At 63.7% G+C, this 13419-nt stretch carries 18 protein-coding genes; 11 read left to right on the forward strand and 7 right to left on the reverse strand.

Annotated elements, in window-relative coordinates; all coding sequences use genetic code 11:
- Positions 1-121: 121 nt before the first annotated feature.
- The 5 genes from gvpO to gvpA (ACRYA2_RS09895) form a co-directional block, all read right to left on the reverse strand.
- A complete protein-coding gene (gene gvpO, locus ACRYA2_RS09875; RefSeq protein ID WP_433627160.1) occupies positions 122-619 on the reverse strand; it encodes a gas vesicle protein GvpO, halophile-type in 498 nt (165 codons plus the stop codon).
- Position 620: 1 nt separating this feature from the next.
- A complete protein-coding gene (gene gvpN / locus ACRYA2_RS09880; protein ID WP_433627163.1) occupies positions 621-1616 on the reverse strand; it encodes a gas vesicle protein GvpN in 996 nt (331 codons plus the stop codon).
- Position 1617: 1 nt separating this feature from the next.
- Positions 1618-1869: a gas vesicle protein GvpA gene (gvpA, locus tag ACRYA2_RS09885; protein ID WP_433627166.1), complete on the reverse strand. Its 252-nt coding sequence runs from the start codon at positions 1867-1869 to the stop codon at positions 1618-1620.
- 107 nt (positions 1870-1976) lie between these two features.
- Positions 1977-2261: a hypothetical protein gene (locus ACRYA2_RS09890; RefSeq protein WP_433627169.1), complete on the reverse strand. Its 285-nt coding sequence runs from the start codon at positions 2259-2261 to the stop codon at positions 1977-1979.
- Between the two features lie 145 nt (positions 2262-2406).
- Positions 2407-2658 (reverse strand): gas vesicle protein GvpA, encoded by a 252-nt coding sequence (gvpA, locus tag ACRYA2_RS09895; RefSeq protein WP_433627171.1) that lies wholly within the window; start codon positions 2656-2658, stop codon positions 2407-2409.
- A gap of 167 nt (positions 2659-2825) precedes the next feature.
- Between gvpA (ACRYA2_RS09895) and ACRYA2_RS09900 the strand changes: the two genes are divergently transcribed.
- Genes ACRYA2_RS09900 through gvpM form a run of 8 tightly spaced genes read left to right on the forward strand, consistent with a single transcriptional unit; the run spans position 2826 to position 6837 of the window.
- Complete coding sequence (locus ACRYA2_RS09900; protein ID WP_433627174.1) at positions 2826-3455, forward strand: GvpL/GvpF family gas vesicle protein; 630 nt, start codon at positions 2826-2828, stop codon at positions 3453-3455.
- Positions 3452-3706, forward strand: a complete 255-nt coding sequence (gene gvpG / locus ACRYA2_RS09905; protein WP_433627176.1) for a gas vesicle protein GvpG — start codon at positions 3452-3454, stop codon at positions 3704-3706. The genes ACRYA2_RS09900 and gvpG overlap by 4 nt, the downstream gene beginning before the upstream one ends.
- Entirely contained in the window at positions 3703-4164 is a 462-nt protein-coding gene (locus ACRYA2_RS09910) for an Hsp20/alpha crystallin family protein (RefSeq protein ID WP_433627178.1), read from the forward strand. Before gvpG ends, ACRYA2_RS09910 begins: the two co-directional genes overlap by 4 nt.
- Positions 4157-4957 carry a hypothetical protein gene (locus tag ACRYA2_RS09915; protein ID WP_433627180.1) on the forward strand — a complete coding sequence of 267 codons (801 nt, stop codon included), beginning with the start codon at positions 4157-4159 and terminating at the stop codon, positions 4955-4957. Before ACRYA2_RS09910 ends, ACRYA2_RS09915 begins: the two co-directional genes overlap by 8 nt.
- 18 nt (positions 4958-4975) lie before the next feature.
- Positions 4976-5371 carry a gas vesicle protein GvpJ gene (gene gvpJ / locus ACRYA2_RS09920; protein WP_433627182.1) on the forward strand — a complete coding sequence of 132 codons (396 nt, stop codon included), beginning with the start codon at positions 4976-4978 and terminating at the stop codon, positions 5369-5371.
- Positions 5368-5691 (forward strand): gas vesicle protein GvpK, encoded by a 324-nt coding sequence (gvpK, locus tag ACRYA2_RS09925; protein ID WP_433627184.1) that lies wholly within the window; start codon positions 5368-5370, stop codon positions 5689-5691. The genes gvpJ and gvpK overlap by 4 nt, the downstream gene beginning before the upstream one ends.
- Positions 5684-6499: a gas vesicle protein GvpL gene (gene gvpL / locus ACRYA2_RS09930; protein ID WP_433627186.1), complete on the forward strand. Its 816-nt coding sequence runs from the start codon at positions 5684-5686 to the stop codon at positions 6497-6499. Before gvpK ends, gvpL begins: the two co-directional genes overlap by 8 nt.
- The gene (gene gvpM, locus ACRYA2_RS09935; RefSeq protein ID WP_433627188.1) at positions 6496-6837 is read left to right on the forward strand and encodes a gas vesicle protein GvpM; all 342 of its coding nucleotides are present in this window, start codon (positions 6496-6498) and stop codon (positions 6835-6837) included. Before gvpL ends, gvpM begins: the two co-directional genes overlap by 4 nt.
- A 75-nt stretch (positions 6838-6912) precedes the next feature.
- Here the strand turns inward: gvpM and ACRYA2_RS09940 are convergent, their stop codons facing one another.
- A complete protein-coding gene (locus tag ACRYA2_RS09940; protein ID WP_433627190.1) occupies positions 6913-8574 on the reverse strand; it encodes an aldehyde ferredoxin oxidoreductase family protein in 1662 nt (553 codons plus the stop codon).
- 160 nt (positions 8575-8734) lie between these two features.
- On the opposite strand from ACRYA2_RS09940, the gene ACRYA2_RS09945 reads away from it, so the two are divergent.
- Positions 8735-10117 (forward strand): aspartate aminotransferase family protein, encoded by a 1383-nt coding sequence (locus ACRYA2_RS09945; RefSeq protein ID WP_433627192.1) that lies wholly within the window; start codon positions 8735-8737, stop codon positions 10115-10117.
- A 15-nt stretch (positions 10118-10132) separates the two neighbouring features.
- Complete coding sequence (locus ACRYA2_RS09950) at positions 10133-10522, forward strand: Rid family detoxifying hydrolase (RefSeq protein WP_433627194.1); 390 nt, start codon at positions 10133-10135, stop codon at positions 10520-10522.
- A gap of 20 nt (positions 10523-10542) precedes the next feature.
- On the opposite strand, the gene ACRYA2_RS09955 is transcribed toward ACRYA2_RS09950, so the two are convergent.
- A complete protein-coding gene (locus ACRYA2_RS09955) occupies positions 10543-11196 on the reverse strand; it encodes a DUF8102 family protein (protein WP_433627196.1) in 654 nt (217 codons plus the stop codon).
- A gap of 539 nt (positions 11197-11735) precedes the next feature.
- Here ACRYA2_RS09955 and ACRYA2_RS09960 point away from each other — a divergent pair.
- The gene (locus tag ACRYA2_RS09960; protein WP_433627198.1) at positions 11736-13361 is read left to right on the forward strand and encodes a BCCT family transporter; all 1626 of its coding nucleotides are present in this window, start codon (positions 11736-11738) and stop codon (positions 13359-13361) included.
- Positions 13362-13419 lie beyond the last annotated feature (58 nt).

Genomic DNA, 13419 nt, shown 5'->3' on the forward strand with positions numbered 1-13419 from the left:
GGTTTCTGGCCAGTACGATTGCGAAGATGTAGCTTACTGGCGTGGAACTCGACCGAACGATGATACGTTACAACTGTTCTCCGATGCGTACAGTCCACCGCAGTATCTAAGAAAAGAAAGGTCAGTGCTCTCGATCGTCTCCTCGTCGATATCGCTCGCTGAGCCGATAACCAGTAATGGTTCCCGACTCGTCGACGGTGATGCTGTACTGGCCCAGGATGTCCTGTGTGTCCGGTACAGCGCTGCGCTCTACCACCTCGACGAAGACCTGCCAGCCGTCTTCGTCGGCCGTTATCTCGATGATGCGGTCGAGGGGTTCTCTGAGGAGCTCGTTCGCCGCCGTCTCAACCCGGTCGCGGACCGCCATCACGCCGAAGTCGTCTTCTGTCTCGGAGCTCGGCGACCCGCTCTCCGCGTCGTCCGCGTCGTCCTCGTCGGCGGTCGAACTTTCTTCGAGGACGTCGTCGTACAACCCGTCGTCTATCGTCTCGTCGTCCGGCCCGTGGAGGTGACAGAATCCGTCTTCGCCCGCCGCGTTCGAGCAGCGCTCGCCGTCGGCGGTGAGTGCGCGACACTGCTCCTGGTCGCCCGTCGCCTGCTCGTCGGCTACTTCGGCCACGTCAGATCACCTCCCGAACCGTCTCACGCAACGGGTCGATTTCGCCCCGCGTCGCGGTCTTCGACGCCATCGCGTCGACGCAACACTGCACGACCGCGTCGTCGTCCGCACTCTCGTCGCCCCGTTCGAGCGCGGCGACGGCCTCGGCGGCCATGACGGCGGCGCGCGTTCCGACTGTCACGTCGAGCTGCGCCCGGACGGCGCGCACGGCGTCGACCACCGTCTCGACCAGGTCCGCGTCGGCGTCCTCGACGCGCGCCGCGACTATCTCGCGTTCGGTTTCGGCGTTGTAGTAGTCCAGATAGACGCCGACGAGCCGGTCCAGCAGTGCGTCCTGTGGCTCGTGAACGCCCGCGTACTCGGCGTCGTTCGACGTGAAGATGGCGCGGAACTCGGGGTGGACGTCGACGGATCTGTCCTCGCCGCGCTTTCCCGGGAGTTCGAGGACCCCCTCTTCGAACATCGACAGGAAGACGTTGTTCGCGGCGGGTTTCGTCCGGGAGAACTCGTTGTAGACGAGCGTCGCCCCCTCCCTGACGGCCGTCGTCAGGGCGTTGTCCACCCAGCGGTCTCGTTCGACGTCGGTGCGCTTCACCACGTCACGGACGAACTCGTCGCGGACCGAGTACCGCTCGCGTTCGCCGTACTCGCCGACGAGGTCGGCGGTTCGGAGGCTGGCGTCGCCGTTCACCAGGACGACGGGTCGGTCGCGCTCTGCGGCGACGTGGAGTGCGAGCGCGGTCTTGCCGCACCCCGTCGGCCCGACGAGATGGACCGGTCGACCGACCGACAACCAGTGTCCGACGCGCTCGCGGACGTCGCTGACTGCCTCCGTTTCGACGAACGGGTCGGGCGCGAGTTCCGAGCCATCTCCGAGGTCGGGCGAGGCGTCGTCGCGGTCTTCCAGTTCCTTCTTTCCTCTCCTGTTCTCTTTCTGCTTGCGGGGCGTCCGAATCTGGCGACCGCGCGTTCGCCGGTCGTGCGAGGATTCGGTCATCTTACGACGACGCTTCCACGTCCAGTTCCTGATACTGGAGGTCCTCCGAGGCCTCGGCTTTTTCTATCTTGGATATCTCTTCTGCGTAGTGGAGGAAGGTGTCCACCGACGCCGCGACGACCCGGGCCTCGACGGTGAGCACTTCGATACCGACGACGGAGATGCGGGCCCAGACGTCGATGACGACGCCTTTGTCCAGGATACGGTCCAGTACCTCGGCGAGACTCGACGCGTTGGGTTCCGCTCGTGACATAGGCTATACTCACCTTGTGTCAGAAAAATTGGTCCACACGTATTTGACGATTGGGGCCGATAGTGCAAGCCTCTTTTTAATGACACCGCAGAGCGATAAACGCTCGATTACGCCAGGTCGAGGTTCGGCGCTCGGACCGCCCCGACGGCTCTCTTAGACGGCGGTTCTGCGGGATTTCGGCGGAGTATCGACGGCGTGTCGTGAGGAAATCGCGCGTTGTAGGCGGACGAGCTGTAATCGTAGAAACAAGCGGAGTTCCGGAAACGGTGAACGTCGACGGCCGACGGACGAACGGTTGAGGGCGCCTCGGCCGTCTCTCCGCCGCCGTCGAGGGAGGCCCTCGTTCGGGATGCCGGATCGCCGCGGCGGTGGTCGACCGCGACGCTCGACACGACGGACCTCCTCGGTCGTTCCGTCATCGCTTTCGGCGATGCGGTCCGGAACTAGCGCCGTCTCGACCGATACGGTCGCGGCGACGTCGGCGGGCAGTCCGCCGCGGACGCGATGGAACGCGCGGCGGTGTGGCGGCGCGACTCGTCAGCTCGACGTTTCCACCTCCATCTCCTGGTAGTCGAGGTCGTCCGCGGCGCTGGCGTTCTCTATCTTGGATATCTCTTCCGCATAGTGGAGGAAGGTGTCCACCGACGCCGCGACGACCCGGGCCTCGACGGTGAGCACTTCGATACCGACGACGGAGATGCGGGCCCAGACGTCGATGACGACGCCTTTGTCCAGGATGCGGTCCAGTACCTCGGCGAGACTCGACGCGTTGGGTTCCGCTCGTGACATGGTTACGCTATTGGCAAGTGGGACAGCTATCGATTACCGGTTCAGGCTGCTAGGGCAAGCCCTTTTTACCCGTACGACCGTCTGGGAACAACCTCGGCGGCCCGCCAAACAACTTATTAGTGCACGTATCCAACTGCGAAGGGAAGAGTCCGTACTCCTCACCAACGATGAGCAGCCCCAATCTATACGTGTACGGAGTCGTGGAGCAGACCGATGTCGAGTTCGACGCGGATGCGGTCGGCGGTGCGGAGAGGGTGTACACCGTCGATTATCGGAGCCTTTCAGCCGTCGTCTCCGACATCGACACGACCGACCCCGAGCGCACGGACGAAGACAGCAAGGCCCACGACGAGATACTTCGTCGAGTCCTCGAATCGGACGACGTCGATAGCGTCGTCCCGATGCAGTTCGGGATGGCGTTCGAGGACGCACGGACGTTGAAGAGTGTCCTTCGCGGCGGCCGACGCGCGTTCACGAAAGCACTCAACGACGTGGAGGGGACCGTGGAACTCGGCGTGAAACTCGTCGTCGACGAGGACGCAGACCTCCCTCGGGACGAGATTCGTCAGGAGGTCGGCGACCGTCTGTCGGCCGTGAGCGAAGGGGAGACGGACGACGACCTGTTCAGCGACCGTCTCCTGCTGAACCGGTCGTATCTCGTGGCCGACGAGGACCGCGAGGCGTTCGACGAAGTAGTCGCCGACGTGCGCGAGGAGTACGACGGTCTCACGGTCCAGTACACCGGACCGTTCGCACCGTACAACTTCGTGGATATTCGCGTCGGAGCACAGCGATGATACTCGTCGACGACCTGCTCGTCAAGCCGTTCGTCTCGCTTCTCGACATCCTCCACGCGATGGCCGTCGAGGAGATGTACGACGTGGAAGCCATCCAGGACGAAATCAAGGAGAATCGACTCCTGTACGAACTCGGCGAGCGCCCGGAGTGGGAGTACGAGCGCCGTAAAGCGGACCTGGAAGCGCAACTCGAAACCGCCGAAGAAGTTCGTGAGCGACTACGGAACGGCAAGGTCGAGGTGAAACGATGACAGGAATCCTCCAAGGGCTAGCTCGACTCGCGTCGAGACTGGCCGACGACGATACGTTACGTGCGCGTGTCGGAGACGACCCCGGCACGCGAATCAACTACGGGGTCAGTATCGACTCCATCCGGAAGAACCGCTCTCGGCCGCGTCGCGGGGAGGCGTCTGAGCAGTCGAGGTCGCGCCGAGACGGCCGCGAACGTCGGACTCGACCACGGCCTCAGCGGTACCTGACTGACGCCCGCCAGGAGGACGGCGACGTGGTCGTGACGGTCGACCTGCCGGACGTTGCGGCAGACGACCTCTCCCTGGCCCGCGTCCCGGCGACCAACGAGGTCGTGATTCGCGATGGGGACGACCCCGTGAAGCGATTCGAACTCGACTGGGACGGCGAGGTGACCGACGCATCGTTCACAAACGGCGTGCTGCAGTTCCGAATCGAGGGAGTCCCCCAGAATGGATAGCGACCGTCTGCAGGAACTGGACGAGAGCGCTCGGTCGGGCATCGAACGCCTCGAATCGATGTTCGAGGACTCGGATTCGGACTCGTTCGAGACGATAACCGCCGAAGCGGAAAACCTCTGGGAGGTCGTCGAGGAGGCCGGGGAACTGCTGGAGGAGGTCGACCTGCGCGAACTCAGCGACGCGGTCGACCACGCCGACCTGACGGAGGCCATCGACTACGAGGACCTGCCGGAGGCGATGAAGGGCGACGTCGGGGAAGCGGTCGACCTCCGGGGACTACTGGCGGCGGTCAAGCTCCGCGAACTCTGGAACTCGACCGACGTTCGCGAGGTGTGGCGCGAGAGCCGGGAGTTCACCGAGGCAGTCGAAGAGGTCGGCGAGACGATGGACGACGACTCGAACGGTTCGTCGGCGGACGAGGACGACTTCCTCGACGTCGACGCGGACGAACTCGGCGTCAGCGACCGGGACGAGGTACCGACGGTCGCGTACCAGACGAAACTACAGACCGAACTCGCCGACAGCGTCGAGACGTTTCGCGAGAAGTTGCTGGACACCCGCAACCAACTGAAGCAGGCCAGGGAGGAAAACGAGTTGAAGCAGGCAGAGCGGTCCCGGAACCAGCCCGACTCCCGGAACCCGACCGCGTACTCGACGGTGCCGTCGGCTCGGCCGGGCACGGGGAACCCGGCGAAGTTCTCGACGGTGCCGAGGGAGACCCGCCACTCGACCGCTCCGAACTTCGAGCGCGTGTACGGCGACCGGTTCGAGGAGGACCACGACGATGAGTGACACGACCGGAGGTGAACGATGACCGACCCTGGACCGACGCGGAGCCAGGCCGACCTCGCAGAGATGCTGGAGATGCTGCTCGACAAGGGCGTCGTCATCAACGCCGACATCGCGGTGACGGTCGGTGAGACGGAACTGCTCGGCGTGAAGCTCCGGGCCGCAATCGCCTCCTTCGAGACGGCCGCCGAGTACGGCCTCGAGTTCCCCGAGGGGACTGACATGGAGCGCGTCGAGGCGGCCTCGGACCGGGACGCAATCGACGCCGAATCGGAGCGAGTGAGCATCGAAGCCTCGGCGTCGGACGACCGGAATGAGGCGGACGACGCCGACAGGACGAACGACGAGGGCACGGAGGAGCGCGAAACCGAGGAGTCGAGCGAGGAATCCCCGGACGCGGAGGTCGAAGACGGATGACGGAGATAGAAGTCGACGGCGAGGAGACTCGCTCGGGACTCGTCGCGCTCGTCGTTACCGTCGTCGAACTGCTGGTGGACGCGCTGGAGCGCGAGGCGGTCCGTCGGATGGAGCACGACGACCTCTCGCCGGCCGAGATAGAGCGCCTGGGCTCTCAACTCGCCGCGCTGGAGGAGGAGATAGAGCGCCTGAAGGAGTCCGAGGGGGTCGAGTCGGAGGTCGACGACCTCCGGGGGGACCTCGACGGCCTCCTCCGGCAGGCGCTCGTGGATACCGCGGACTCCCGTCCAGGAACCGTCCTCGGAGGGAACGATGAGTGAGAACGCGTCGGGGGCCGAGACGAACCGGGACGCGCCGGCGTTCGAGACGGGACGCTACCTCTACTGCGTGGTCGCGGCCGACGAGACGGACGAGTTCTCCGAGACGGGAATCGACGGCGAACCGGTGTCGCTGGTCGCGAGCGAGGGAGTGGGAGCCGTCGTCCAGCCCTGCGGAGACGCCTACGACTCCGACGACCTGGCGGCGGTCCGGGAGTGGCTGTTGACCCACCAGGAGGTCGTCGACGCGGCGGGCGAGGCGTTCGGCACGCCGCTGCCGTTCCGCTTCGACACCATCCTCAAGGGCGACGACGACCGCGTTCGCGAGTGGCTGGCCGACCAGCGCGAGACGCTCGCCGACTACCTCGACGACTTCGCCGACCACTGGGAGTATCGCGTCTCCGTTACCTGGGACGAGGAACGGATCCGCGAGGAGATAGCGTCCGGCGACGAGGAACTCGCCGACCTCCGCGAACGCATCGAGGACGCCGACGAGGGTACCGCCTTCCTGCTGGAGAAGCAGTACGACCAGCGACTCGGCGAGCGTCGCGAGGCCAGGCGACGCAGCCTCGACGAGCGCCTGCGCGAGCGACTCGACCCGCTGGTCCGGGAGTTCGACGACCGGGAGGACCAGGGTGGCCTCCTCGGGGACGACTCCGACAGCGTGGTCGACGTGGCGTTCCTCGCCCACGAGGACGACGAGCGAGCGGTCGGCGAGGCGCTCGACGAGATAGCGGCGGACCCCGGCGTCGAAGTCCGATTCACGGGGCCGTGGCCGCCGTACTCGTTCGCACCCGAACTCGACGCATGAAACCGACGAAGGACGACCACGCCGCCGTGGAACTGCTCGACGTCCTCCTCCGGGAGGGTGCGATAGTCCAGGCCGACGTGGTCGTGACGGTGGCCGACGTGCCGCTCGTCGGCGTCAGCCTCAGGGCGGCCATCGCGGGGATGTCGACGATGACGGACTACGGTTACTTCGAGGAGTGGGACGCCGTCCAGCGCGAACGTGCCCTGGACGAAGACGTCGAACGGTCGCTCGCCGCGGAGTCGTCGGGGCGCGCGCTCGGCGAGCAGGCGTCCGAGCGTCCGGACCGGGACGGTCCCGGAGAACGACCGGAGCGGTCCGACTCCGGGGAAGGAGAGTAGGTCCGGTACCACCGGCCGGCCACGGACGACGCTCACCGTCCACCCTCAGGCGATACCCGTGGAAGAATCGGCGCGTCAGTCGGCGAGTCGGCTCTCGGGAACAGTGCCATCGTTGGCCCATCCACGAACCTCGTAGTACTCGTCGAGCGCGGATTCGAACCCCTCTATCTCATACGGTAGTTCGTCGTCGTTTCGGTCGAACCCTCGCTGGTTGTTGAAGTGGCGTTCGAGGTCGACGATACGACTCCCGACGTCGAGCAGGTCGTCATAGTCGGCGCCAAACAGCGCCTCGTACCGCTCGGGGTTCATGTAGTCTCGCGAGAACTTGCAGACGATGCTGCTGTCGTTGAGCGCCATTAAATCCTCCTTCTCGACGAGCGCGGGTGGTTTCCCGTCCAACCCTTCGGGGTCCATCGCCTGCTCTTTGCTCACGAGGGGATACTCGTAGGAGTAGAAGACCGCGTACATGTGGTCCGCACCTCGATTGGCCGTCGCGTAGCTCAGCCCCTGTCCGTTCAACGTTCGACCGTCGTGCGCCGGGAACGCCAGTCCCTTCACGGTCCAGTTCTTCACGCCGAGTTCGTCGGCGAATCGGTCGATTCCCTCCGCGAGGACGTCACCGATTCCCTCCCGGTGAGCAATCTTCTCGACGGTCTCGTGGACGAGTTCCGCGTTTCCGAACTCGTCTTCGGCTTCGAGATACGCGGAGACGGCGTTGCCACAGGAGATGGTGTCCATGCCGAGTTCGTCGCAGAGTTCGTTCGACTGCATCACGTCCACGACGTCGTCGATCATTGGATTACCGCCGAAGGCCATCACGGTCTCGAACTCCGGACCTTCGGTTTCGACGCCGCGCTCTTCGTCTTTCGTCGGGAGTTTGCAGGCGAACGCACACGCGGAACAGGTTCCTTTCTCGTATTTCTTCGACTCGACCGCGTCGCCGTTTATGTTCTCCGCGCCGTCGAACGACTGCCGTTCGAAGTACTTCGTCGGGAACGCCTCTATCTCGTTGGCGAGGTCGGTGACGCTCGTCGTCCCCTGTCGCTTCATGATGTGGTCGTCCGTCGCGGCCTCGCGATGGATCTCCATCTGCGTCGCCGGAACCTCCACGTCGGGGGCCGAGTCGCCGCGGAAGCTGACCGCCTTGACGTTCTTCGAACCGAGCACCGCCCCGAGTCCCCCGCGACCGAACGCACGGTTCTCGCTCGTCATGATGGACGCGAACCGAACCCGGTTCTCCCCCGCAGGACCGACGACCGCGAGGTTGTCGACGCCGAGTCCGTGTTCCTCGGCCATGTACTCGTCCGTCTCGGGGACGGTCGCGCCGGAGAGCTTCGGTATCGACTCGAACGTGACCCCGTCGTCCGAGACGTGGACGGCGAGAAGGTCGTCGCTGACGCCCGTGATTTCTACGGCAGCGTACCCGGTGTCGGCGAAGTTGCGCGACACGAACCCCCCCGCGTTCGACGAGAGGAGTCCGTCGGTCAGCGGTGAGATACCGGTGCAGTTCGTCCGCCCGGTGAAGCTCATGTTCGACGTCTGCATCGGACCGGTCGTGAAGAAGAGGCTGTTCTCGGGCCCGAACGGGTCGGCGTCGAACGGAAGTCGGTCGTGCGCCAGTTTCGTGCCGATGCCCCGCCCGCCGATGAACGATTCGAGGACGTCGTCGATGGACTCCGTCCGTGTCTCTCTCGCCCCCACGTCGATAGTGAGTAGTTGCCCGCTCGTGTGAAGCATCACCGTGCCATTCGTCGGCGTAGCGTCAAAGTGGTTACGGAAACTGTGTACACTATTACCTAATATCGAACCCATTCTGAGATGCACAATCAGATATCGTATATGGCCTATATGGAAATCGTGGATAAGATATTTATAACTGTTCGACATGGTATGGCGTATGACGGCTGGTCCGCCGATCGATCAACTTCACTACGAGGATGCACCGAACGTCGAGACAGTTCCCGGCCCGAACACTCGCGAGTTACTGGACGAACAACGCGAGATAGACAGCAGTGCGGTCGCCTATCCCGAAGACATCCCCGTCGCGTTCGAGGAGGGCAAAGGCGCAACCGTTCGTGACGCCGATGGAAACACGTACATCGACATGTTCGCCGGCATCGGCGTGCTGAACGTCGGGCACGCTAATCCGTACGTGCTGGAAGCCGTCCACGAGCAGGCGGACAAGCTCGTCCACACCGTCGACTTTCCGAGCGAAGCCCGCCTCGAACTCATCGATAAACTCGACGAGATTGCTCCGGGACGGCTCCAGGGGAACAATCGGGTGCTCTTCGGCGGCCCGACCGGCAGCGACGCCATCGAGGCAGCGATAAAGCTCGCCAAGTACAACACGGGTGGCGACGGTCTCATCGCCTTCCGCGGCGGCTATCACGGCGCAACCAGCGGTGCGATGAGTCTCACCGGAAACAAGGATTTCAAGGGCCACTATACGCCACTCCTCTCGGACGTCGTCCACGCACCGTATCCCCATCCGTTCAGACAGGATGCGGCGCCGGAGGAAGCTGTCGACCGAGCGCTCGAAGAGGTTCGAGCGATCCTCGAAGATCCGTACGGTGGGTTGGCGAACCCGGCGGGCATCTTCGTCGAACCGATTCAGGGTGAAGGCGGCGTCATCGCCCCACCCGAGGGCTTTCTCGAAGGACTGCGGGAGATCGCCGACGACAACGACGTTCTGCTCGTCTTCGACGAGATTCAGAGCGGACTCGGGCGCTCCGGCCAATGGTGGGCGAGCGAGTGGTACGACGTCACGCCGGACGCGATGACGACGGCCAAGGCACTCGGTGGCGTCGGGTTCCCCCTCTCCGCGACGATCTATCACGAGGACTTCGACACGTGGGGTTCGGGCGATCACGCAGGCACGTACCGTGGGCACGTCGTCGCGATGCGCGCCGGGACGCGCGCCATCGAGTACATCCAGGACCACGACCTCCTCGCTCACGGGCGCGAACTCGGCGCACACATCCGGAATCGGCTACGCGACGTCGCAGCGGAGACCGATAGACTCGGAGAGGTTCGAGGGAAGGGACTGTTCATCGGCGCCGAGTTCGTGGACTCGGACGGAAATCCGGACAGCGACACCGTCGACGCCATCCAGCAGTACTGCTACGAACACGGCGTGCTCGTCTGGAAGGCCGGACGTCACGGGAACGTCCTGCGACTTCTCCCGCCGCTGGTGCTCACCGAGGAGCTGGCCGATACCGCGTTGGACGTCATCGTCGAGGCCGTCCAGCACGTCGTCAGCGAACGGCAGCCCACCGCCTGAATCGGTTCTAGAATCATGAACGATACCGACCGAATCGTTACGGACGATGCACCGCGCAACGACAATCCGTACTCGCAAGGCGTTCGCGCCGGGGACACGCTGTACGTCTCCGGCTACGGCCCCGTCGACCCCGAAACTGGAGAGGACGTCGAGGGCGGGATTCGAGCGCAGACCGACCAGGTTCTGGACAACGTCGGCGCCGTCGTCGACGACGCGGACGGCGATGGTCTCGCCGACGTGGTCAAGGTAACCGTCTATCTGACGGATCTCGACGACTACGACGAGGTCAACGAAGCCTACGGCGCCCGGTTCCCCGGCGACCCACCCGCGAGAGTCTGCATCGAGGTCTCGCGCCTTCCGGGAGACGTGCGCGTCGAGATGGACGCAGTGGCGTATCTCGGCTGACGGTTCCGTCGGAGTACGAATCAGTCGTTCAGGTCCTCGACGCGCTGGTCGCGCTGCTCCGCGGCGGCGTTGACCTTCGCGATGAACTCGTTCATCTGTTCTTTCATCTCCGAGCGCATGGACGTCGCGGAGAAGTCCTCGGATTCGGCGAGGAGACGGACGAACGCGCGGAGTTCCTCGTCGGTTATCTCGTCGAAGTCACCGAACTCGAGTTTGTCGATGACCTCGTCGACGTCTATCTGACCCACGGGGTCGACGTTGAAATCCACGGTCACCATGCGATAGTCCGACCCCGCCAGTTCTTGTTCCGCCTTGTTGACGCCCTGGCCGAGCATGTCCTTGAACGGAGTGTAGTATCCCATCGTCCCGAGGTGGAGGAACGCGAGCAGGTCGGTGATACCCTGCGTGTAGGCGTCCCTCGCGTCGTCGTCGGGATTGAAGACCGTCTCCCGATCCCGATCTTCGAGGTGTTCGAAGATGATCGTGAAATCGAGAATCGCGTTGCGGATGCGGCGGCGAATTCGATTCCGCTTCTGTTTCCGGGAGTGTTCGGTGTAATCTGACTTCCGACCGATCAGGAACTCCCTGTCGCTCGGCGTGAGGATACCTCGGTCCCGGTCAGCGGAGTAAGCGAGGTTATCCGGGGCCTCGAACTCGTTCGAGTCGTCGTTCATACACAGTTTTTGTATATTAGCAGGATTAAGGGTTACGGAGCATCCCCCCATCGTGTTCGACCCAAGGGGCGCGGCGGGGAACGGCTTGCGAAAGCGGTCCGTCGGCCCTCTACACCATTCACGGCGTTTCCCTCTTCGTAAACTGTGTCTGCTCGAACAGTCGCGGTTATCCGCGGTCTCGATAGCGTTATCGTGCTCCTCGCCGAAATATGCTCTGCGCCTTACCTGTTGTCGGCGTACACGGATACCGTTCTCGGGACAGTCTTGTAAACGTATACTGTATCCGCTGGCATCGATATCCGTAATATTTATCAGGGTCTTTCACGATGAGGGACGTGTGGCAACGCACGGCATGGTGAACGAGAGCACGCACTATCCATGACATACGAACTGCACGACCGCTGTGAGCACGAATCAGGGAATCGACTACCGAGAACGCATTCAGAACGAACCGGTTCGCGGTCGTGGGAGTGCAGGGACTCGACCCTCGAACCGGCGGTCGATGGGCCGCTGGACTGTCGGAAAAGAGGTGAAGCCGCGTGAGTTCGCCCGACGAACACGGTGCCGTCGCCGAATTCCTCGACGAGATCGAACCGACGATATTCGCGTTCGGCGCCGGAATCACGCTCCTGTTCGTCGCTGCTTTCGGGCTGAGCCCCGACGCTGCGTACAAGACGGTCGACGGAATGCGAGTCTGGATTCTAGCCCACTTCAACTGGTTCTTCCTCATCACGATGCTGGGGTTCGTCCTCTTCCTCGGATTCCTCATCTTCGGCCCGTGGGGCAAACTTCGGTTAGGGGACGAGGAGCCGGAGTACAGCTACTTCTCGTACTTCGCGATGATGTACTCCGCGGGTCTCGCGGCAGGCATCGTCTTCTGGGGGCCAGCCGAGGCGCTGTTCCACTACTCGTCGGTTCCACCGCTGTACGACGTACAGGCGAAGTCGGCCGCTGCGATGCCGGTCGCGGTCCAGTACTCGATTTTCCACTGGAGTCTCACCCAGTGGTCCTGTTTCACCGTAATGGGGCTCGGCATCGGCTACTTCGTCTACAACTACGGTGCCCCGCTCAGAGTGTCGGCAGTGTTGACGCCGATTCTCGGTGCGGATAACGTCGATGGGACGTTGGGGAAAATCGTCGACATCCTCGCGGTGTTCGCCACTATCGGCGGCGTCGCCACCTCCCTGGGGTTCATCGGGAGCCAGTTCATCACGGGTCTCCAGTTCCAGTGGGGTATCGAGCTCGGCGACCTCGGAACGATCCTGGTCATCACCGGAATGACGGTCATCTTCACCGTCTCCCTGGTGCTGGGAGTGGACCGTGGCATCCGGCGACTGTCGAATTTCAACATGACGATGTTCCTCCTGCTGATGGCCGCCACCCTCATCTTCGGCCCGACGGTCCGCATCCTGGAACTGGGGACGCAGGCGACCGGCAGATTCGTCGGCGACTTCTTCAAGACGAGCCTCTACACCGACTTCACCGGCGGTGGGGAGTGGGCGAACGCCTGGACGGTTTTCTACTGGCTGTGGCCGCTCGCGTGGTCGCCGTTCGCGGGACTGTTCATCGCCCGCATCTCCCGCGGTCGGAGCGTCCGCGAAGTCGCGTTCGCCGGCATCGGAGCGACGTCGATGGCGACCATCCCGTGGTTCGTCATCGTCGGCGGGTCGGCGGTCATCATGCAGAACAGGGGCACCGCGAAGATTCTCGGTCCCGTCACCGAGTACGGTGAGGCGGTGTCGGGATACGTCATGTTCGGCGCGCTCCCTATCGTGGGAACCGTCCTCCTCTTCGCCTTCCTCGTTCTCGTGACGACGTTCTTCGTCACGTCGGCGGACTCCTCGACGCTCGCCGTGTCGATGATGACGACCGGCGGAAAGGAACACCCCTCTTCCATCAACCGCGTCTTCTGGGCGTTGCTGCAGGGGACGGTCGCGTCCATCCTGATGGTCATCGGCGGTGTCAGGGCGCTCCAGTCGGCCGCCATAATCACCGGCGCTCCCTTCGCCATCGTCTGTCTCGTCGCCATGCTCGGACTCATCAGGACGTTCCAGGACGAGTACGGGCCCACCCTCCTGCAGGATCGCACGACGCTCTTCGGCGCGCCCGGCGGGAGCGACGAAACCGCAGGGCACGCGAAGGTGGCCGGGCAGGACGACGACTGACCGGCGACCGTCGTCGGCAAGAAAAACCACAACAACTTTTATTAACGCCATATACGAA

Source organism: Halomicrococcus pelagicus, from assembly GCF_050954125.1.